The following is a 20,124-nucleotide window of genomic DNA, read 5'->3' on the forward strand; positions in this document are numbered from 1 at the left end:
CACGCCCATGCATATCGCGCCATTTGACAATCAGAACAAACCTATCGTCGATGCGGATGATCCCACGGTTCCGTTGAATTATTTCAACATCGTTAATCTCAAGAAGGGCGAAGCATTCGAGTATTCCGTCCCCGGATACGAGACCTGCATTGTGCCTGCGACAGGGTCGGTGGATGTGAATATCGAAGGCTTCAAAGCGGGTGATCTTGGGGGCCGTGTCGAGGATGTTTGGGGCGGTGAGCCAGAAGGCGTCTATGTCCCTATGGCCGCGAAGGCGGAATTTGTCTGCACATCTGATACAGCTGAAATCTACATCGCGGGTGCACGCTACGACAAAGTTCTGGATGCATTTGCTGTGCGCTCTGACGAGTTGGACCTGGTGCAATACGGTTCTGACGACACGAAAACGCACCGTAAAATCAAGCACATCCTTGGCACGAAATATCACGACAAAGTTGGTCGCCTTTTGGTGTCCGAACTGTTCACGGTCGGTCAAGGTGGCTGGTCCGGATTTCCGGCGCATAAGCATGACACGGATAATCTGCCACATGAAACGCGTCATGATGAGACCTATAACTTCCGCTTCAAGCCGAGCCATGGCTCAGGCGTGCAAATTCTCCAACGCGAGGAAGGTGTGCCGGGGGATGCGTATCAATTGATGAACAACTCCACGATTATGATCGATAATGGCTATCATGCCTGCGCGGTCATGCCGGGATATGAGATGTATTACTTCACGATTCTGGGTGGCCTGTCGCAACGTTCGCTCGTGCAGTATTTCCAGCCAACGCATGCTTATCAGATCGAGACTATTCCCGGCATCAAAGACATGATTGCGAAGTTTAAGTGACCCTCGCTACGCTTGCAGATGTCCTGCAACCCGCCCTAAGAGGCGGCTATGCTATCGGCGGTTTGGTCACGCTTGGATGGGAAGACATGCGCGCCTTTGTAGCGGCTGCGGAAGCCGAGAATTGCCCTGTGATTTTGCAAGCAGGGCCAGGGTGCCGCGCACATACGCCACTTCCTGTTTTGGGCAAAATGTTCCGGCATCTGGCGGAAGGTACAAGTGTGCCTGTCGTGGCGCATTTAGATCACGGTTATACCTATGACGAGTGTTCAGAGGCGTTGGATAGTGGCTTTACGTCGTTGATGTTTGATGGTTCACGCACGCCGATGGCGCAAAATATCGCTGACACATTGAAAATCGCGGAAATGGCGCACGGTGCGGGTTTTTCTTGCGAAGGTGAGATCGGTTTTGTTGGTTATTCCAATGGCGAGCAATCGGCAGGTACTGACCCCGAGGAAGCCGCGATCTTTGCGCGTGAGACTGGTGTGGATGCGATGGCGGTTTCGGTCGGGAACGTGCACTTACAAGAGAATAAAGAGGGTGGTCTGGACGAGGCGCGCATAGCTGCGATCCAAACGCTGACGGATGTGCCACTGGTTATTCATGGCGGGTCAGGCGTGCCTGTGGAGCAACGCGCGAAGCTCGCCAGAACCACCAATATATGCAAATACAACATCGGCACAGAGTTACGCATGGCCTTCGGCACGGCGATGCGCGAGGCGGTGAATTCTGATCCTGCACGCTTTGATCGTGTCTCAATTTTAAAAGACACCCATGATCCTATGGTCGCGGCAACTCGCCAAGTGCTGCAAGCTTTGAAAGGGTAAAGATATGCTCAACATCGGACTTTTGGGGGCAGGGCGCATCGGTCAGGTTCATGGTGCAACACTGGCGCAAATGACAACTGCACGCGCAGCGGCGGTGTCAGATTTCCTGCCGGATGCGGCGGCGGCTTTGGCCGCTAAGCTCGGCGCGACAGCGATGAGCACGGAAGAAATTATCGCCGACAAAAGCATTGATGCGGTGGTCATTGGCACGCCGACAACAACGCATTACGATATCATTCACGAAGCTGCCGCAGCTGGCAAAGCGATCTTTTGCGAAAAACCTGTGGATCTGTCAACGGACCGCATTCGCGAATGCCTAGCGGTCGTTGAAAAGGCGGGCGTGCCATTTATGACTGCATTCAATCGCCGTTTTGATCCCAGCTTCGCGTATTTGCAAAAGCAGATCACAGATCAGGTGATCGGCAATGTGGAGATCGTCACAATCCTGTCGCGTGATCCTGCGCCGCCCCCCATCGGTTACATTAAAACCTCTGGTGGAATTTTTCGCGATATGATGATCCATGATCTTGATATGGCGCGCTTTTTACTAGGTGAGGAGCCTGTGGAGTTGACCGCTGCCGCGTCTTGTCTTGTTGATCCAGAGATTGGGAACGCCGGAGATTTCGACACCGCTATCGTAAATCTCAAGACCGCGAGCGGCAAACTTTGCCAGATCAGCAACTCGCGTCGCGCCACCTACGGCTATGATCAACGCATCGAAGTCCACGGTTCCAAAGGCATGTTGCGCGCGGATAATATGCTGGAGAACACGGTTGAGGTGTCCAACGGGCAAGGCTTTCGCACAGCGCCGACACAGCCCTTTTTCTTAGAGCGTTACGCCGCTGCGTACCGCGCTGAGATGGAGCATTTTGTTGCTTGTTTGAACGACAAAGTTACGATGAAGCCGACCGGCCTTGATGGTTTGAAAGCGCAAATGTTGGCGGATGCGGCAGACAAGTCCGCGCGCGATGGCAAGACGGTTTCTTTATAGGGCCAATCCGGTATCCTTCCCGCAAAGAGGGGTGCATAGCATGGCGACAAGTTTTTCCGCGTTCGTTCACGATCTTGAATTTAACGACCTGCCCGAAGACTTGCTAGCGCTGCTAAGACGCAGCTTTCTAGACACGATGGGCGTCGCAGCGATTGGTGCCGGCACAGAGCTGAGCGATATCGCTCGTCGCAGCGCAATGGCGCTCTTTGGCGCGGGCACTGTGGGCGGCACGCGCATGTTAATGGATGGGCGCACGTGCAGTCCTGCGGGCGCTGCGATGGCGGGTGCATTTACTGTTGATAGCATTGACGCTCATGATGGCAGCACACCGAACAAGGGCCATGCGGGATCTGCGGTCTTCCCTGCGGTTCTCGCCGTTGCAGATGCGATGCGTCAGAAGGGGCAGTCCGTCATGGGTCGTGATCTCGCACTGTGGTTGGCGCTGGCCTATGAGGTGAGCTACCGCGCAGGGCAGGTGCAACATGCTACCTGCGCGGATTATCACACATCGGGGGCTTGGACCGCTGTCGGCGTTGCTGCATCTGTGGCGCGTATGTTGGGCTGTGATACGGAGCAGATACGCCACGCCGCTGGCATTGCAGAGTATCACGGACCGCGCAGCCAAATGATGCGCTGCATCGATTTTCCGACCATGGTGCGCGATGGTGTCGGCTGGGGCGCGCCCTCGGGTGTCACGGCGGCCTATCTTGCGCGCGAAGGCTTTACAGGCGCGCCTGCACTGACCTGCGAAAGTACAGAGGCGGAGTCGTTTTGGAGCGACCTGGGCAAGCGTTGGCTGACGTTGGAGCACACGCACTACAAGCTATACCCCTGTTGTCGCTGGGCGCATTCCTCGCTTGATGGTGTGCAAAAACTAATGCGAGAGAATGATCTGCACCACACAGATATCGCAAATGTTGAAATCAAAACCTTCCACTATGCGACGCGCCTTGCAGGGTATGAGCCAAAAACGCTTGATGAATTCAGCTATTCCATTGCCTTTCCAGTCGCTTGCATGATCGTTCGCGGCACCATTGGCTCCAATGAGTTGACGCCGGAAACCCTGACCGACCCTGATATCTTAAGGATCAGTCGTGCCACCACTTTGATTGACGATCCCGAATTGACAAGGCGCAGTGTCTCCAAACGTTGGGCGCAAGTCGCGTTGACCCTAAAGAATGGTCAGCGCATTCAAGGTGTCCCAATGACGCCGCGTGGTGACGTTGATTTACCAGTGTCAGATGCCGAAATCAGTGCAAAATTTCATCTGCTTGCGGATGAGGGGTTGGGACTTGAGCGAGCCAATGAGCTTGAAAGGCTGTGTGCTGAGTTTGATACATTGGACAGCGCAGGGTTTGCACTGCTTTTGGATCTGTGCCTCTCGGGGGCCTCAATCTCGCAGTCTTGATCTAGCGCATCGGCTGGTTTCTGCGCGCCTGTAAAATCGGGCGCTTGATTGTTGGTATTTTATAAAATAACAATTTCTTTGAAGCTGGAGTATATTGCATGAGAAAATCAGCGGATGTGCGGCAGGCGGACATCTTGGAGGTTTTGAAAACCTGCGAAAAACCAATGACTGCTTATCAAATCCTTGAGCAACTTCAGCGCTCTGAGCCGGATATCGCACCGCCGACGGTCTATCGGACATTGTCTGCTTTGACCGATCAAGGTCGCGCGCATCGGTTGGAATCCATCAAGGCCTTTGTGCCGTGTCGCTGCAATCACGCAGAAAGTGTACCGGTCCTCGCGATCTGTGAAACATGCGGTTTGGTTGATGAACATGACGGAAGCGATCTTCTACCCAAGCTAACGGAATTGACGGACCAAAACGCCTTTCGCGCGGACCGCCATATCGTAGAAATTCATGGGCACTGCCAACGGTGTGTTGCCTAAGACCTATCTGACCAATAAGGGACCGATTATGAAAAACGCTCTTTCACTTTTTGCACTTATCGCAGCTTTTCCTGCTGTCGCCGAAGAGACACGCCAGCTTGATGCGCATGAACATGGTGTGGGTACATTGAATATTGCGATCGATGGCGCAGAAGTTGCGATGGAGTTTCATGCGCCCGGCGCGGATATCGTCGGGTTTGAGTATGAGGCCAGTAGTGCCGTGGATTTAGCTGCAATTGAGACTGCTCTTGCGGCTCTCAATGCGCCTTTGGAACTATTTGCGATGTCCCCAGCGGCGGGCTGCGTGGTAAACAATGCGCGCGCCGAATTGGAGACAGAGGGCGAGCAAGAAGATCATGACGACCATGATGACCACGAAGATCATGACGACCATGAAGATCACGAAGACCGCGGCGATGACGCTGGCCACACGGAATTCCATGCAGAGTATGCTCTGAGCTGTTCTTCAGCCGATGCTCTGAACGAGATCACCTTTCGTTATTTTGACGCTTTCCCCAATGCTGAGGAAGTTGAGGTGCAGCTCGTTACGTCTAACGGTGCCCAAGCTTTTGAAGTCACGCGCGCGGCCCCGGTCTTGGATCTGGATCGCTAAGTACGCATGACGGATGCGGTTCTTAACTTGTCTGATGTCGCTTTTGGCTGGGCGGGAGGTGCGGCGTTTTCATTGCGGGTCGCTGATTTCCGTGTGGCCAAGGGTGAATCCGTGTTGTTGCTGGGTGAAAGCGGATCGGGCAAGTCGACGCTCTTGTCGCTGATCTGCGGCACGATTGTGCCGGATAGCGGACGGATCGAGATAGCGGGCCAAGATATTACCGAACTATCTGCCAGCAAGCGCGACAAGTTCAGAGCGGAACAGATTGGCGTTATCTTTCAGCAGTTTAACCTGCTGCCGTTTGGTACTGTAGCCGACAACATAATGCTACCTTTGCGCTTTGCGCCTGCGCGCAACAAGCAGGCGGGCGATGCGTTGGCGAAGGCAACTGAACTGTGCTGCGCCCTTGGTCTACCTGACGGTGTGACCAACAGTAAAGCAACCGCGCTCAGCGTTGGCCAACAACAACGTGTCGCAGTTGCGCGTGCGCTCATTGGCCAGCCGCCACTAATAATCGCGGACGAACCGACCTCTGCGCTTGATGCAAACAGCCAAGCGGCCTTCCTCGAATTGCTCTTTGCCCAAGTGCGTTCAAACGAAACTTCCTTGCTGATGGTCAGCCATGATCCACGTCTGGGCGCGCGTTTTGATCGGGTTATAGATATGCAAGACATCGCGCGTGTTGAAAGAGGTGCGGCATGATCCTGCGCCTTGCCATCGCCTCGCTATTTGCACGAGCTTTGACCGTTGGCATGACGATCCTTGCGATTGCTTTATCCGTAGCGCTCTTTCTCGGGGTCGAGAAGATAAGGACAGGAGCAAAAGCCAGCTTTGCGGATACGATTTCGGGGACGGATTTGATTGTCGGCGCGCGCTCAGGTTCCGTTCAATTGCTGCTTTATTCGGTGTTTCGCATAGGCAATGCGACCAACAATGTGACGTGGCAAAGCTATAAAGACATCTCTGCGCGCCCTGAAGTGGACTGGATCGTACCGATTTCCTTGGGCGACAGTCACCGCCAGTTCCGTGTCATGGGCACGTCCGTTGCGTTCTTCGAGCATTATAAATATCGTCAAGGCCGTTCCCTTGCTGTCGCGGATGGGGCGATCTTGTCCGATCTTTTCGACACAGTCATCGGCGCCGATGTTGCGGCGACTTTGGAATATGAGATTGGTGACCCGATTATCGTCGCGCACGGGCTGGCCTCTTTTGCGGAGCATAAGGACCAGCCTTTCCGCGTGTATGGTATCTTGGAGAAAACCGGCACACCAATTGATCGCACTGTGATCGTCAGCATGGAAGCTATTGAGGCGATCCATGTGGATTGGCAGGGTGGCGCGCAGGTGCAGGGCCAAGCCACGCCCGCTGATGAACTGCGCCAGATGGAGCTGACACCGAAAGCGATCACCGCCGCGTTGGTCGGTGTGAAAAGTCCTTTGCAAATTTTCCGCCTGCAACGCGCGATCAATGAATACGGCCAAGAACCCTTGCTCGCCATCTTACCGGGCGTCGCATTGCAAGAACTTTGGGGCATCGTTGGCATCGCCGAAACTGCCCTGCTTGGTGTGTCTTTTATGGTTGTTGTGACTGCTTTGATCGGGATGATGGCGACGATTTTCTCTAGCCTGAACGAGCGGCGACGAGAGATGGCAATCTTTCGCGCGATGGGTGCGCGCCCTGCCACGATCCTCAGTATACTGGTGCTGGAAGCGGTTGTCATGGCGGCGCTCGGGGTGCTTCTGGGGCTTGGCTTGCTTTATCTTGGGCTATTCATCGGCCAACCGATATTGGATCGCGAGTTCGGCCTATGGCTGGCGATTGATCCACCCAGCCTGCGCGAAGTGTGGGTCATGCTAGCTGTCATCGCAGCTGGCGCAATTGTGAGCATGGTGCCAGCTATAAGGGCTTACCGACTGTCGGTGGCTGATGGTATGGTGGTGAAAACGTGACACCCTGATTGAGGTGAAAGACATGCTAAATCGTAGATCGACTTTGATGTTGTTGTCAGGCGCGCTTGCGACGCCCAAAACGGCACTCGCCGCCACCCTGAGAGAGATCACCTGGGATGATTTGCTGCCCGCCGGCGTGCCCTATTCAGAGATCATCGGTGAAGGCGAACTCGACGAGGTCAACGACACGTGGAACCCGATCTACGATGAAAACGCGACCAAGCTGAACGAGAGTTTGGATGGTTCTTACATCAAAATGCCAGGTTTTGTGATCCCGTTTGATATTAGCGCAAAGGGCGTCACAGAGTTTATGTTGGTACCCTATACGGGGGCCTGCATTCACATGCCACCACCGCCCGCGAATCAGCTGGTTATGGTGAATGCGAAAACCCCGTGGCCCAGCGATGATCTCTGGGATCCGATTTGGGTGATTGGCATGATGCGCACGCGATTGCAATCGACGGATTTGGGGCAAACTGGCTATGCGATCGTCGCGGATCAGATGGAAGTCTACGAATGGTGACGCGCCGCAGCCTTCTAGCAGCGTTAGCGGCGAGTGCCGTGATCCCGCAGATGCTAAGGGCGGAAGAGTTTTTTGATTTGGATTGGGTGGATTTGCTGCCAGCGAGCGACACCCCCATTCCGCAAGCATTTCGCGGTCTCATTGATCACGATCAACCGCCTTTGAGCAACCAACAACCGGCTTCAAGTGGCGTGCGCTCGGACTGGAACGGCCAGATCGTGCGTTTACCGGGGTTTATGGTGCCAATCGATCAAAGCGCCTCGGGCGTCACCGCGTTTATCTTGGTGCCCTACGCGGGAGCCTGCGTGCACGTGCCACCGCCACCCGCGAACCAATTGGTCTTTGTCACAACTGAAACCCCCTATGAAAGCAGAGGTTTGTACGAGGCGATCAACGTGATTGGCATGTTTGGTATTTCGTCAATGCGGACCTACATCGCAGATGTCGGCTACGCCTTATCTGCCGACAAGATTGAGCCTTTTCGAGTTTAAATTGCCTTGCTTCGAGTGCAATGAATTGGACAGCCAAATCAGCACAAAGATTACTGGCAATGTTGTGTTGGGGGACCGTTTGAGTTGCCAAAAAACTAAGAAGTTTTTGGCTCCGGCGGTAGGGATGATAAGTATTTTCTTAAATGCTATCTATCTATTTGTTTTTTTTATTTCTCGAAGGCGTTCTGATTTGATTTTTGTGCAACCTTGTGTGCTAGACTGGTTAAAGCACCCTCCTCATTCTCCCAACAACGATTTCAAGGTGCCTTTCGGTTCATCGACACCACTGGTTTACACAATTCACACCCAGACCGTGTTTGAACCGGAGCAATTGTTGTGCGCTATTGGAGTACATATTGGCGAGAAGGAGCCATTCGCGGAGCTGCAGCGAAATAGTTGCTCGAAGTGAAAAGTAGCCTCTTATTTGCATATTGATTTCACGGGCGCTGCGCACGATCCATTGGCGAAGAAAGCCTATCTCGGCCGTGGTTTGATCGGCCTACTAAGAACATTCATTGTGTTCAAATTTATCAAAGCGCAAATCCCGTAAGCAGACCGATTTCGATCAGTTAACAATCATGTACCGAAATGCAGGACATCGCTAACCTTGGGAATTTTTCTTACGCCTCGGCGGAATTTCCAAAAACGCAGGAAAGACTATCACAGCATGGCCTCTAAAGATGATTGCTGGCGCGTTGAACAGCTCCTTGTTAATTCAAAGAGATTTTTTATCCGCCTTGCCTGCATTTCTACCTAGTACCGTCGCCGAAAGTAGACCGTTGCCAGATAAATATCCGTAGTCGCTAGATCCTGAAATCCCGCATGCTGCGCCTCCGCCAGCGAACAGTGTCCGGAAGGTTTGGCCATCGGACTTGATTACGCGACCAGAAGCATTTGTTCGTAATCCCCCTTGCGTGTGGAACAAGGCACCGGTTACACGAACCCCGAAATAAGCTGGAGACAGGGGCTTCGCGTGGAATGCCCGGCCAAACTCATCAGTGCTGCCAATAGGCAAACCTGAATGTGTTTCGCGAAGCGCTTGGGCTGGTAGCCCCATTCGAGTAGCCAAGCCTTCAATGGTTTCACATGTTTTAACCGCACCCACAGCCTCGGCCCTCTTGAAGTCCTCGAACTGACGGGCCACTTTCGCGATCCGCTCATCGAAAATCGCAAAAGCTTCTCCACCGGGCTGAGCAAGAACTGCGCGCGCAGCTTCGGAATACCCTTGCGTCTCGTTCCAAAAACGCTTGCCCGCGCGGTTCACTTGAAAACCGCCCTCCGTGATGACGGCCCAGGTGATCAAAATTCCATGTGGATGAGCGACGTTGCCATGTCCTTGATAGGCTCCCAAGTGCGAGACCTGCGCACCAATTTTTTCAGCCCATAGGATCGCTTCACCCTTGTTGCCATCATGCCCGAACCAAAGCCCGTCTCTGATCTGTGGCAGGTACCGTTCCACCAATTCACTGTTCCCGCCAAAGCCGTTGCATGCCAAAATAAGTCGCACGCATTTGATCGTTTCCTGCGCTCCATCTGGATTAGCAACTGATACGCCCACAATCTCGCCATCCTCGTGGAACAATGCAAAAGCACGTCTTTCGCAGATGATGTCAATATCTAGCGCTTCGCACCTTGCGCGCAATGCATCGATTAACTCTGCACCGGATCTAGTAGGCAGGCCGTGCATGCGCCTGCGCGAATGTCCAGGGTAGTCAAAATTGTCCACGACAGAGAACGGTAATCCATGTGTTTGCGTCAACCAATCAATGACCTCTGCCGAATCGGTAGCTATCTGCTCGACCAGAGATTGATCGTTTTCGCCCTTTGCCTTCGCTTGTATGTCTGCGGCAAACAAGTCAGGAGTGTCATCAATTCCGGCAGCGCGTTGGATGGCTGTGCCAGCGGCGGGGATAAGGCCTGCGGACAACGCGGTTGATCCGCTAGGCACAGCATCCGCCTCAATAACCAGAACATGTTGGCCTCGCTCATGTGCTGAGAGTGCGGCGATCATGCCGCAGGCACCAGCGCCTATAATCAGGGTTTCACATTCAATGTGATAGGCTGTCGGAGGTGTGGAAACGTCAATTTTTGACGTCATAACGCGCCCCAATTTCGAGCTGTTCCTTTGTTCCGATCACCTCATTCAGCCCATCAAAATCAAACATGCGATCTGCAAAAGGCTTGTTTGATCCGTTTGCATGCAAGCTATTGTAATAGGTCTGCGCAGTTCGCCCGATTGCGCGCACAATTCCACCCGGAAAGATCGCGATGGAAAAGCCCTGCTGCTCAAGATCATTCGCATCAGTAATTGGCGTCGCGCCGCCCTCTACCATATTCGCCAGCAGGGGAATGCGGCTTGCGAACTGCGCGCCAATGTATTCAAGTTGCGTGCGATCTTGCGGCGCTTCAACGAATAGAACATCTGCGCCAGCTTCAAGGTATGCTTCTGCGCGATCAAGGGCCGCTGAGAACCCTTCAACGGCGATTGCGTCTGTGCGGGCGATAATCAGAGTCTCTCCGCTGGCGCGAGCATCGGCCATCGCGCTGATTTTCCCAGTCATTTCGGCGCATGAAATCAAGGATTTATTCGTGAGATGTCCGCAGCGCTTGGGGTAACTCTGATCTTCAAGCTGAAGGGCGCTCGCACCTGCACGTTCATAGGTGCGCATTGTTCTTTGGGCATTCAGAGCGTTGCCAAAGCCAGTATCAGCATCAATAATTACTGGTAGAGGCGTGCGATCAGCAATCAACGCCATGGTATCCGCCATCTCGCTTGCGGTGCTCAGGCCGATATCTGGGCGCCCAAGGCGCGTGTAGGCAACTGCTGCGCCACTCAGATAGAGCGCTTCAAACCCTGCATCGGTTGCAAGGACCGCCGTGAGTCCATCATAAACTCCAGGGGCCACAAGGATTTTGCTTTGTTGTAGGCGTGACTTTAGGCCCATGATTTGCCCTCCAACCACGTGAGCGCACTAGCGCAGTCCATCTGTTTCGTAATCGTTCCAAGCGACAAAAGCGTGGCGTCATGCACGTCTTGGCGAAATGCGGCGCAGCCATCCGTAAGCACCACAGTTTCAATGTTGCGTAGGTGCGCATCGCGCAGCGTCGAGGCAACGCCACCATTGGTCACAATCCCGCCGACAATCAAATGATCAACGCCAGTCGCACGCATGATGTATTCTAAGCGCGTCTGATAGAACGCAGAATAGGCGACCTTTTCGATCACAAAGTCCGCTGGATGCAAAGTATCCACAACCATATGCCCGAATGAGCCCGGTGTGAAATCGCCTTTACCGAGAAACGGGCGTAGCTCTTTGAGATGTGGTGCGATCAAGGGCGTGCCGTCTCTGTCGGGCACCAAGGTAAACTGCGCGGAAAAGTAGCGCCCACCTTTCGCGCGAAGCGCGGCGGCTAAAGGCGCAACACGATCTGGCAGTGCCGCAATCGCGCCCTCTCCTTGTCCGGCGCGGCCATAAGCACCCTCAGGATGAATGAAATCATTTTGCAGATCAATGGTCAGCAATGCAGTGCGCGACAAATCCCATGTGGTTGGATTACTCATGAAGCCCCCCCCTGTTTTTCAATGATTGTGTTGCCAAAGCTGTCGACGCGTCCTTGCAAATTCGGTTCTATTAGAACGGTCGTATCAGGCTGGGTCAGAATAGCAGGGCCTTTGATTAGGGTGTTAATTGGCAGACCTAGGCGATCATAGATGGCAGTATCATGCCAGTCCGTGCCAAAATGGACCTTACGCATTGCGATAGGCTTTGCCGCAGTTTTGGACGTCGGTGCAAGGGTCGCGAGATCAAATTTGGGACGCTTGCCCGTCACCGCACTGCGCAGGTTTAAAATTCGGCGTACGCCGTTGTTCAAGAGGCGGCCAAAGGTGGCTCGATATGCTGCGTCAAACGCCGCTTCAACCTGTAATTTGTTTGGGGGGATAACTTTACCATCTACCGTTTCAATCTGAATCAGCACGGGCACAGTATGGGTCTGACCGATGTAGGCCATGTCCAACTCAAAACTTAACTCGCGACTATCGAATTTGGTTTTAGATGCCTCTAGCAAGGCTATCCCTTGATCGACGTGCGATTGCATAAAAGCCGCTAGGGTAACTTCGTCCAAAGTGCTGACCAAAGTGTTGATGGTTTGCACGAAATCTTGTCGCATATCTGCAATCACACAGCCCATCGCTGACGTTACACCGGGGTACCGCGGCACGATTGCGCGCTCGATACCCGTCTCTATCAACATCGCGCCTGCATGCAACGCCCCGCCGCCGCCAAAGGGCATGAATGCAAAGCGCTTAGGATCAAATCCCCGCTCAATCCCAACCAACCTGATCGCGCCTGCCATGCGGCTATTGGCAACTGTCAGGATGGCTTCTGCTGCTTCCAAAGTGCTTAACCCTAAAGGTGTGCCGACATGTATATCGATGGCCTTTGAAGCTGCCTCTACATCCAGCCGATCCAGCTTGCCGCCAATCGGGTTTTCAGGGTCAATACGCCCCAACACGATATTGGCATCCGTAACAGTTGGGCGATCATTGCCAAGACCATAAGCCACCGGGCCAGGGTGTGAACCTGCGCTTTCTGGCCCAATATTTAGCAAACCGCCTTTATCGGCCCAAGCAATTGATCCACCGCCTGCGCCAATCGTCGTGATCTCGATCATCGGGGTGCGCACGACCATTCCAAAATCAATAGAGGTCTGCGGTGACAGGATTGACTGACCTTCATGGATCAAAGACACATCAAAACTAGTGCCGCCCATATCGCCCGTGATGATGTTCTCGAAACCCGCAGAGCCAGCGATGTAGCCCGCTGCAATCACACCTGCCGCAGGTCCAGATAAGGCCGTTCGAACAGGCATCTTGCACGCCGTATCAACCGCCATGACACCGCCGTTGGACTGCACGATCATTAATTCGCCTTCAAACCCATCGCTGCGCAACGCGGTCTCAAGGCGGCCAAGGTAGCCGGAAATCTCCGGCTGAAGGTAGGCATTAAGCGCTGTCGTTGAGAACCGTTCGAATTCGCGGATTTCCGGTAGAATTTCGTGAGAAGCAGACACATGCGCATTCGGCCAGATATCGCGCAGAACAGCGACAGCAGCGGCCTCATTCGCAGGGTTGGCATAGGCGTTGGCAAACAAAATTGCCGCCGCCTCGCACCCGTCTTCCAGCAATTGCTCCGCGGCTGAGCGAACCGCATTAAGATCGACCTCTGAGCGAATTGAACCATCAGCCAATGTGCGCTCAGGAACTTCAAGCCGGTTGCGACGATCCACAATCGGTTCAAAATCTCCGCGCAAACCCCAAGTGCGCGGCCTATCACGGCGACGCATCTCGAGCACATCGCGCAGGCCTTCAGTGCAAATCACACCGGTCTTAGCCCCCTTTCGTTCTAGGAGTGCATTGGTGCCGGCGGTCGTACCATGCACCACAACAGATATTTCTGATAGGTCCTGAATTTCGCGTCTGATCCCATCAAGGAAGCCGCCAGATTGGTCTGGCCGTGTCGTTGGCACTTTGGCCACGCTCGCGGTGCCAGTTTCTTCATTCAAAACGAACACATCTGTGAACGTGCCACCCACATCCACACCGATTATATGCTTGCTCATGATGTCACCTCGCGCCATGCTGTGCCGTAGGCTTGATCAGCCGCTTTCTCGCTCACAAGGCCTCGTTGCACATCGCGGGCAATCGCCTCGCGCGCACGCTCAGCCTGCGGGCCGTAACCGCCACCTCCAGGTGTTTCCAACCGTACCGCTTGACCTTGGCGCAGCTTGATACCACGCATCTTGGAAGCAAGGGGTGGGGTCATCCAACTATCATCTTGTTGGTAGGCAAACAAGTTCATTGCGCCATCTGCACCATCCGCGATGCCTTTCGGGGCGAACCTGCCACGTTCACCGAACAAAAATGCCTCGGCTCCATTTTCTTCAAGTACTTCAATTTCATAGACTGCGCCAACACCGCCGCGATGTGCGCCATGTCCGGCACTATCAGGGCGTAAACCCCATGTGCGGAACATCACAGGATAGGCAGCCTCCAAAATCTCCATCGGTGGTATGGTCGCTGTCGAAATAGGTGCATTGCCGTGATTAAGACCATCGGTTTCAACCGATCCACCATGTCCACCACCATAAAAGCTGAACATTACCCAAGGTTGCCCATTGCTGCGTTTACCCGCAATGGAAAGCGCGTTGATCGTTCCATAGGCGTTTGCCACCACCCGCGTGGGGGCGGCCTTGGCAAAAGCGGAAAACACAACATCAATCATGCGCAAAATGGTTTCGGTATAGCCCCCTGTAGGTGCCGGAAATTTAGCCGACAGCATAGAACCTTCGGGCACAATCACATTAATTGGACGCATCACCCCAGCGTTCGCGGGTAATGCCGGAAAGATGTGTTTGACCGCAACATAGGCCGTCGCCACCGAGGTTGGCAGAGCAATGTTCACGGGACCTGCGCATTGCGCGGCGGAGCCTGTGAAATCGAGCGTCATTTTGTCATTCGCAATTTCGAGCGCGACCTTGATCGGCAAAGGCTTATCCGTGATGCCGTCGTTATCGAGAAAATCCTCTGCTTCCCAACGACCATCGGGCAGCTCTTGCAGTTCTGATCGCATAAGCGATTCGGCGCGATGACCAAGAGCATCAAGCGCCGCTGAAACTGTTTCAGCGCCGTAATCATCAAGCAGTTCATCCATGCGTTTGATACCAAGATCAAGAGCGCCAAGTTGACCGTTCAAATCGCCCAGCGCTGATTGCGGCAGCCGCGTATTGCGCAGCAAAATGTCGATGATGTCTTGGTTGACCTCACCACCACGTGCGAGTTTGACGGGCGGCAGAACGAAAGCTTCTTGAAACACATCCGTCGCAGCAGGATTATAGTTGCCAGGAACTGCGCCGCCCACATCATGCCAATGACCGACCGAAGCCAGATAGCAGAACAGTTTGCCGTCTCGATAATAGGGTCGCACCAAACGCATGTCGCTCAGATGTGTGCCGCCGATGTGTGCGTCGTTAAAAATATAAATGTCGCCATCCGCAAGGCCGCCATCCTTGGCGGCTTTTTCGATGACCGCTTGAACAGCAAAGGACATCACTCCCACGAAAATTGGCAGGCCAGATTTCCCTTGCACTAACGTGTCGCCAGTCGCTGCGTGATATAGACCGTGGCTCGCATCATGGGCCTCTGCGATGATCGGATTGAAGGCCGCACGAAACAGCGTGGCGTCCATTTCATCCGCAATCTGTTCCATCCGTCCGGCAAGAACCGAGAGGGTAATCGGATCAATCTCTGTCATGCTTTGGCCCTTGTTTCAGCGATGTCATTCCAGACGTCTTGTTTCAAAAGTGCGTCGCCCACGACCTCAAACCGGTCAATGAAGCGGATACCATCAAAGGGGGTCCCATCTGACCATTCCCCCGACAGTGTGCCACGGCAATAAACGATGGCTGCATCGCCTGCGCTCTGCATTGTATCAAAGCCATCATAAATTTTGGTCACGTGGGTGTAGCGCGGTTTTGCCCAATCGATCAGTTGGCTGAGCGATTTCATCGGATCTGTTCCCGGAAAAGTCATCGTGAAGCTCTCAGACAAAAAGCTCTGCGCCGTTTCCAAGTCTCGCGACTGCATGGCAGTCAAAAACGCGCGGACCAAGCTCGTGGGATCAGGCTTAGCTGGTGCTGGCGTTCGCGTTGTGCGGCCGCGAAAATAATTCTCTGCGGGCATGTCGCTGATCATGATGGTCACGAGCTCAGGTGTTGCAGGTACCACGAGGCGTACAGCATCTGTCAAAGCCTCGCCAAGACGTTGTTTATCGTCTTTTGTATAGCCTTCCAACACATGCAGTTGAACAATCGGCATGCGACCCTCCCAAGTCATCCTGTATTATCTATAGTACAGATTTTGTATGATTGTTAAGTCTATTTTTTTCTTGCAAAACGACAAGCAATTGGTTTTTGTTAAACGTAATTACTGTTTTTAAGACGCTGTGAGGGGAAATCCAGGGTTGGAAGCTGCCACTGCAAAATCCTTACCGGAAGGTGCAAAAGCTCGTCGGGTGTATTTGTCGTTGCGCGATCAAATCTCTGATGGGAGGTTGTGTGATGGTGAGATGTTACCGGGCGAGCAGAAGCTGGCCGAGGCGTATTCCGTGTCGCGCGTCACTGTGCGCCGTGCGTTGGATGGGCTAAGTGCTGCAGGCTTGATCGAAAAACGCGTTGGCAGAGGAACGACTGTGCGCAGCGAGTCACTGGCTGGCAAGCGCGCTGGGATGAATTTCAATACATTGATGCCGCAGCTGGTTGAGATGGTTCAATCTACGACAGCGCGCCTGTTGTCGTTCTCTTACAGCCAACCGCCGGATTTCGTGGCGCAAGCGATGGGGCTTGGACCTGGTGAGAATGTCCAAATAGCAACGCGTGTAAGGCTTGCTGGTAACGTGCCGTTTTCGCATCTCACGACTTATGTGCCGACACACATCGCGCGCAATTATTCTGAAAATGACTTGGCAACGACGCCTTTGTTCAAGTTGCTAGAACTCAGTGGTGTGCAAATCGACGCGGCGCATCAATCAGTCTCGGCAAGTCTCGCTGGTCCAGAAGTGGCAGAAGCGCTTGAAGTTACCGAAGGCTCTGCGCTTTTGTCTTTAAAACGCATCATGCGCGATGTGGACGGCAATGGTGTTGAATTTCTATCTGGTCTCTATCGCCCCGACATGTTCAGTCTCGAAATGCCTTTGGTGCGGACTGGCACTGGAGGAGAGCGGCATTGGAAGCCTGCGATTGGTCAAACTGCTCAAGACGATAGCGGGCAAAGCCAAGCATGAGCGAGCCAAAAACCCTACTCGACAAACTCTGGGCCTCGCATGAGGTCTTGCGCCGAGAAGATGGTGTGTCACTATTATGGGTCGATCGGCATTTGGTGCACGAAGGATCGCATCATGCCTTTGCGAAGATTGCTGCGCGCGGCCTTCCTGTCGCCGCGCCTAATAACACCGTGGCAGTGGTGGATCATTATGCGCCAACGCGTACCCGCGACAAGATTGCCGATCCACAGGTTGTGCGCATGATTGACACGCTGCGCCAGAACGCCAAATCTCACAGCTTGCGCATCTTTGATCTTGATGACCCAGCTCAGGGTATTGTGCATGTGGTCGGCCCGGAACAGGGCCTGACACTTCCCGGATTACTAATCAATTGCGGCGATAGTCATACATCGACACACGGCGCGTTTGGGGCCTTGGCCTTTGGTATTGGAGCTACGGAAGTAGCACATGTTTTGGCAACACAAACCATTTGGCAGAAAAAGCCCAAAGCGATGCGGATCACCGTCGATGGTGTGTTAGGCGTGGGTGTAACGGCCAAAGATATTGCTTTGCACTGGATTGCGAGGCTTGGAACAGGTGGCGCGCAGGGGCATTCCATAGAATACGCCGGTGGCACCATTCGTGGGCTAACGATGGAAGGGAGGATGACACTTTGCAATCTCTCTATTGAAGGCGGTGCGCGGTTCGGAATGATTGCGCCTGATGAGATCACTAAGGACTATATTAAAGGACGCTCCTACACGCCCAGGGGCGATCAATGGTTGGCGGCAGAAGCTGCTTGGGATGAACTCCTTACTGCCGATGACGCGGTTTTCGATACCGAAATCCACATTGACGCTGCCGATATCGAGCCCACAGTGACGTGGGGGACAAGCCCTGAACAAGCCTTGCCGATAAGCGCCAAGCTTCCTGACCCTGCCAAGTTGGATGCGCAAAAGTCTGAACTGGCGTTTAAGGCGTTAGAATATATGGGGTTGAGCAAGGGTCAAAACCTTGCAGGAACGCCTGTTGATCAAGTTTTCATCGGGTCCTGCACCAATGGCAGAATCGAAGATCTTCGCGCAGCGGCTGCTGTCCTCACAGGACGTCGCGCTAAGGTGCCGGGGCTCGTGTCACCCGGATCGCAGCTCATCAAAGCGCAAGCAGAGCAGGAAGGCTTGGATAAAGTTTTCACCGATGCGGGCTTGGAGTGGGCGGCCTCGGGGTGTTCAATGTGCGTCGGTATGAATGGGGATTTGGTCGAAATCAAAAAGCGTTGCGCGTCATCGACCAACCGCAACTTCAAAGGCCGCCAAGGACGCGGTGCGCGCACCCATCTTATGTCACCATCTATGGTTGCCGCCGCCGCTGTGACCGGTGAAATCACGGACGTCCGCACACTTTTGCAAGATCGGAACATCTGATGGTGGGATGGGAAATATATGATGGCAGAGCCAAGGTTTTACCACTTGCGAATATCGACACCGATCAATTGATCCCCGCGCGTTTCATGTCTGTACCAAGGTCCGAAGGATACGGGAGCTATCTTTTGCATGATATGCGCCGCGACGCATCTGGGGCTTTGCGCCTTGAATTTCCGTTGAATGGCGCCTCGCCAGCAACCGCATTGATTGCTGGCGCAAATTTCGGCAGTGGATCGTCGCGCGAAGCGGCTGTTTACGCACTGGTCGATGCTGGATACCGCGCCGTTTTCGCGCCCAGCTTTGGCGATATCTTCGCAAGTAACGCGATCAACAACGGGCTTTTACCAGCACGTATCGAACCTGAAACCTATGAAGAATTGGTATCATGGATCGGCGCTTCTTTCTGCGATGTGCAGATTGACCTGCAAAACGGATGCGCCTCGTTCGGTGGAAAAGAGGTGGATTTCCAGCTGGATGAAACATGGCGCATGAAGCTTATAAATGGTTGGGATGACATTGATCTGACGCAGCAATACGCGTCTGAAATTTCACAGTTTGGAAAAATTTACGCTCAAGCAGCGCCTTGGGCTGTGCCCTTAGTATCTGATTGAAACACGCAGCACTTGCTGCATCAAACGACATCTTGGAGGTGTCGAAAAAACAGGCAAACATATCGTTTTGCCTATCAAAATGGGAGAACTGAAATGAAAATGACTTTATGGGGTGGCCTTTTTGCCAGCTCGACTTTGATCGCGAGTATTGCCCAAGCGGAAGAAACAATTTCTGCTGTTCATGCGTTTCCAGAAAGCCTGATTTACACCAAGAGTTTCCTGTCCTTTGTGGATAAGGTGAACGAAGCTGGCGAGGGAGTTGTACAAATTGACGTGCGCGGAGGGCCAGAAGCGATCGGCATGTTCCAGCAGCCCGATGCGGTACGTGATGGGATCGTCGACATGGTTTACACACCAGGCTCTTTCTACGGAGGCGCGCTGCCTGAGAAGGACGCGATGGTTGCATCAAATTTAACAGCCGTTGAAACCCGTATGAACGGTGGCATCGAGTTAATCGATCAAATTCATCAGGAAAAGATGGGTCTCAAGTATCTTGGCTGGTTCGACAGCGGTGTATGCTACAATTTGTGGACCCGTGATGAGCCAACGTTTGATGCTGATGGCAACCTCGAAGTCGACGGTTTGAAGTTGCGTGGCAACAACGTTTATAACGCGTTTTTCACCAACTATCTGAATGCTCAGGTGATCGACTTGCCGACTGGCGAGGTCTATTCAGCATTGCAACGTGGTGTGGTTGATGCGACGGGTTGGACACAGATCGGCCTGATCGATTTGAAGTGGAACGAGTTCCTGAACTACCGAATCGAGCCATGCTTCTTCTCCACAGACCTTGGTGTGATCGTGAATAATGAGAAGTGGAATTCCCTTTCTGGTGAGGCTCGCAAGATTGTTCAAGAAGTTGCGATCCAACACGAAAAAGATAGCGTTGAAGCACTGCGGGCCAAGCGAGACGAAGACTTCGCTGCTTTGGATGCTGCTGGCATGAAGGTTGTAACTTTGAAAGGAGATGCGAAAGCGAACTACCTTGCAGCAGCCCGTCAAAAGACGTGGGAGCGTATGAAGTCGGTGATGTCTGAACAACCCGGTGGCACAGACAACTATGATCGCCTGCTTGAGCTGTTCTACGATCTCGACGCAGCTAAATGAAATCAGCACTGGGCTGGCCAATTGCGGTC

The 20,124-nt window shown here is 53.5% G+C and carries 20 protein-coding genes; 14 read left to right on the forward strand and 6 right to left on the reverse strand.

The features are described 5' to 3' along the window. Window positions 1–7 precede the first annotated feature (7 nt). The 10 genes from QZ280_RS03195 (at window position 8) to QZ280_RS03240 (ending at window position 8,134) form a co-directional block, all read left to right on the forward strand. Complete coding sequence (locus QZ280_RS03195) at window positions 8–850, forward strand: 5-deoxy-glucuronate isomerase (RefSeq protein WP_293441012.1); 843 nt, start codon at window positions 8–10, stop codon at window positions 848–850. After that, a complete protein-coding gene (locus QZ280_RS03200) occupies window positions 847–1,674 on the forward strand; it encodes a class II fructose-bisphosphate aldolase (RefSeq protein WP_293441015.1) in 828 nt (275 codons plus the stop codon). The genes QZ280_RS03195 and QZ280_RS03200 overlap by 4 nt, the downstream gene beginning before the upstream one ends. A gap of 4 nt (window positions 1,675–1,678) precedes the next feature. Continuing rightward, window positions 1,679–2,665 carry an inositol 2-dehydrogenase gene (gene iolG / locus QZ280_RS03205; protein ID WP_293441018.1) on the forward strand — a complete coding sequence of 329 codons (987 nt, stop codon included), beginning with the start codon at window positions 1,679–1,681 and terminating at the stop codon, window positions 2,663–2,665. Between the two features lie 40 nt (window positions 2,666–2,705). Further along, on the forward strand, window positions 2,706–4,073 hold the full coding sequence (locus tag QZ280_RS03210) for an MmgE/PrpD family protein (RefSeq protein WP_293441020.1): 1,368 nt from the start codon (window positions 2,706–2,708) through the stop codon (window positions 4,071–4,073). A gap of 98 nt (window positions 4,074–4,171) precedes the next feature. Next, complete coding sequence (locus tag QZ280_RS03215) at window positions 4,172–4,558, forward strand: Fur family transcriptional regulator (protein ID WP_293441022.1); 387 nt, start codon at window positions 4,172–4,174, stop codon at window positions 4,556–4,558. A gap of 28 nt (window positions 4,559–4,586) precedes the next feature. Beyond that, the gene (locus QZ280_RS03220; protein WP_293441024.1) at window positions 4,587–5,171 is read left to right on the forward strand and encodes a DUF2796 domain-containing protein; all 585 of its coding nucleotides are present in this window, start codon (window positions 4,587–4,589) and stop codon (window positions 5,169–5,171) included. Window positions 5,172–5,177: 6 nt separating this feature from the next. After that, on the forward strand, window positions 5,178–5,873 hold the full coding sequence (locus QZ280_RS03225) for an ABC transporter ATP-binding protein (protein ID WP_293441027.1): 696 nt from the start codon (window positions 5,178–5,180) through the stop codon (window positions 5,871–5,873). Then, the gene (locus QZ280_RS03230; RefSeq protein WP_293441030.1) at window positions 5,870–7,120 is read left to right on the forward strand and encodes an ABC transporter permease; all 1,251 of its coding nucleotides are present in this window, start codon (window positions 5,870–5,872) and stop codon (window positions 7,118–7,120) included. Before QZ280_RS03225 ends, QZ280_RS03230 begins: the two co-directional genes overlap by 4 nt. Window positions 7,121–7,142: 22 nt before the next feature. After that, complete coding sequence (locus tag QZ280_RS03235; protein ID WP_293441032.1) at window positions 7,143–7,643, forward strand: DUF3299 domain-containing protein; 501 nt, start codon at window positions 7,143–7,145, stop codon at window positions 7,641–7,643. Next, window positions 7,637–8,134: a DUF3299 domain-containing protein gene (locus QZ280_RS03240; protein WP_293441033.1), complete on the forward strand. Its 498-nt coding sequence runs from the start codon at window positions 7,637–7,639 to the stop codon at window positions 8,132–8,134. The genes QZ280_RS03235 and QZ280_RS03240 overlap by 7 nt, the downstream gene beginning before the upstream one ends. Window positions 8,135–8,849: 715 nt before the next feature. On the opposite strand, the gene QZ280_RS03245 is transcribed toward QZ280_RS03240, so the two are convergent. The 6 genes from QZ280_RS03245 to QZ280_RS03270 are packed head-to-tail and all read right to left on the reverse strand — an operon-like array spanning window position 8,850 to window position 16,010. Further along, window positions 8,850–10,232: an FAD-dependent oxidoreductase gene (locus tag QZ280_RS03245; protein WP_293441034.1), complete on the reverse strand. Its 1,383-nt coding sequence runs from the start codon at window positions 10,230–10,232 to the stop codon at window positions 8,850–8,852. Then, window positions 10,216–11,079, reverse strand: coding sequence for an isocitrate lyase/phosphoenolpyruvate mutase family protein (locus QZ280_RS03250; RefSeq protein WP_293441035.1), 864 nt, complete (start codon window positions 11,077–11,079; stop codon window positions 10,216–10,218). The genes QZ280_RS03245 and QZ280_RS03250 overlap by 17 nt, the downstream gene beginning before the upstream one ends. Beyond that, window positions 11,070–11,696 (reverse strand): isochorismatase family cysteine hydrolase, encoded by a 627-nt coding sequence (locus QZ280_RS03255; RefSeq protein ID WP_293441037.1) that lies wholly within the window; start codon window positions 11,694–11,696, stop codon window positions 11,070–11,072. The genes QZ280_RS03250 and QZ280_RS03255 overlap by 10 nt, the downstream gene beginning before the upstream one ends. Beyond that, window positions 11,693–13,756 carry a hydantoinase/oxoprolinase family protein gene (locus tag QZ280_RS03260; protein WP_293441039.1) on the reverse strand — a complete coding sequence of 688 codons (2,064 nt, stop codon included), beginning with the start codon at window positions 13,754–13,756 and terminating at the stop codon, window positions 11,693–11,695. Before QZ280_RS03260 ends, QZ280_RS03255 begins: the two co-directional genes overlap by 4 nt. Continuing rightward, window positions 13,753–15,447, reverse strand: a complete 1,695-nt coding sequence (locus QZ280_RS03265) for a hydantoinase B/oxoprolinase family protein (RefSeq protein ID WP_293441040.1) — start codon at window positions 15,445–15,447, stop codon at window positions 13,753–13,755. The genes QZ280_RS03260 and QZ280_RS03265 overlap by 4 nt, the downstream gene beginning before the upstream one ends. Further along, on the reverse strand, window positions 15,444–16,010 hold the full coding sequence (locus tag QZ280_RS03270) for a tautomerase family protein (protein ID WP_293441042.1): 567 nt from the start codon (window positions 16,008–16,010) through the stop codon (window positions 15,444–15,446). The genes QZ280_RS03265 and QZ280_RS03270 overlap by 4 nt, the downstream gene beginning before the upstream one ends. A gap of 145 nt (window positions 16,011–16,155) precedes the next feature. Between QZ280_RS03270 and QZ280_RS03275 the strand changes: the two genes are divergently transcribed. The 4 genes from QZ280_RS03275 (at window position 16,156) to dctP (ending at window position 20,095) form a co-directional block, all read left to right on the forward strand. Continuing rightward, entirely contained in the window at window positions 16,156–16,974 is an 819-nt protein-coding gene (locus QZ280_RS03275) for a GntR family transcriptional regulator (protein WP_293441044.1), read from the forward strand. After that, a complete protein-coding gene (gene leuC / locus QZ280_RS03280; protein WP_293441047.1) occupies window positions 16,971–18,377 on the forward strand; it encodes a 3-isopropylmalate dehydratase large subunit in 1,407 nt (468 codons plus the stop codon). Before QZ280_RS03275 ends, leuC begins: the two co-directional genes overlap by 4 nt. Beyond that, window positions 18,377–18,988, forward strand: coding sequence for a 3-isopropylmalate dehydratase small subunit (gene leuD, locus QZ280_RS03285; RefSeq protein ID WP_293441050.1), 612 nt, complete (start codon window positions 18,377–18,379; stop codon window positions 18,986–18,988). The genes leuC and leuD overlap by 1 nt, the downstream gene beginning before the upstream one ends. Before the next feature lie 93 nt (window positions 18,989–19,081). Continuing rightward, entirely contained in the window at window positions 19,082–20,095 is a 1,014-nt protein-coding gene (gene dctP, locus QZ280_RS03290) for a TRAP transporter substrate-binding protein DctP (RefSeq protein WP_293441053.1), read from the forward strand. Window positions 20,096–20,124: the final 29 nt, after the last annotated feature.

The sequence above is a fragment of the Planktotalea sp. genome (genome assembly GCF_018607995.1).
Taxonomy (GTDB): Bacteria; Pseudomonadota; Alphaproteobacteria; order Rhodobacterales; family Rhodobacteraceae; genus Planktotalea.

Bases quoted from the DNA above. Each gene is read 5' to 3' on its own strand.
- QZ280_RS03255 (WP_293441037.1), bottom strand. From the start codon at position 11,696: ATGAGTAATCCAACCACATGGGATTTGTCGCGCACTGCATTGCTGACC.
- QZ280_RS03235 (WP_293441032.1), top strand. From the start codon at position 7,143: ATGCTAAATCGTAGATCGACTTTGATGTTGTTGTCAGGCGCGCTTGCG.
- QZ280_RS03195 (WP_293441012.1), top strand. From the start codon at position 8: ATGCATATCGCGCCATTTGACAATCAGAACAAACCTATCGTCGATGCG.
- QZ280_RS03250 (WP_293441035.1), bottom strand. From the start codon at position 11,079: ATGGGCCTAAAGTCACGCCTACAACAAAGCAAAATCCTTGTGGCCCCT.
- iolG (WP_293441018.1), top strand. From the start codon at position 1,679: ATGCTCAACATCGGACTTTTGGGGGCAGGGCGCATCGGTCAGGTTCAT.
- leuD (WP_293441050.1), top strand. From the start codon at position 18,377: ATGGTGGGATGGGAAATATATGATGGCAGAGCCAAGGTTTTACCACTT.
- leuC (WP_293441047.1), top strand. From the start codon at position 16,971: ATGAGCGAGCCAAAAACCCTACTCGACAAACTCTGGGCCTCGCATGAG.
- QZ280_RS03265 (WP_293441040.1), bottom strand. From the start codon at position 15,447: ATGACAGAGATTGATCCGATTACCCTCTCGGTTCTTGCCGGACGGATG.
- QZ280_RS03260 (WP_293441039.1), bottom strand. From the start codon at position 13,756: ATGAGCAAGCATATAATCGGTGTGGATGTGGGTGGCACGTTCACAGAT.
- QZ280_RS03215 (WP_293441022.1), top strand. From the start codon at position 4,172: ATGAGAAAATCAGCGGATGTGCGGCAGGCGGACATCTTGGAGGTTTTG.
- dctP (WP_293441053.1), top strand. From the start codon at position 19,082: ATGAAAATGACTTTATGGGGTGGCCTTTTTGCCAGCTCGACTTTGATC.
- QZ280_RS03245 (WP_293441034.1), bottom strand. From the start codon at position 10,232: ATGACGTCAAAAATTGACGTTTCCACACCTCCGACAGCCTATCACATT.
- QZ280_RS03210 (WP_293441020.1), top strand. From the start codon at position 2,706: ATGGCGACAAGTTTTTCCGCGTTCGTTCACGATCTTGAATTTAACGAC.
- QZ280_RS03225 (WP_293441027.1), top strand. From the start codon at position 5,178: ATGACGGATGCGGTTCTTAACTTGTCTGATGTCGCTTTTGGCTGGGCG.
- QZ280_RS03240 (WP_293441033.1), top strand. From the start codon at position 7,637: ATGGTGACGCGCCGCAGCCTTCTAGCAGCGTTAGCGGCGAGTGCCGTG.
- QZ280_RS03220 (WP_293441024.1), top strand. From the start codon at position 4,587: ATGAAAAACGCTCTTTCACTTTTTGCACTTATCGCAGCTTTTCCTGCT.
- QZ280_RS03270 (WP_293441042.1), bottom strand. From the start codon at position 16,010: ATGCCGATTGTTCAACTGCATGTGTTGGAAGGCTATACAAAAGACGAT.
- QZ280_RS03230 (WP_293441030.1), top strand. From the start codon at position 5,870: ATGATCCTGCGCCTTGCCATCGCCTCGCTATTTGCACGAGCTTTGACC.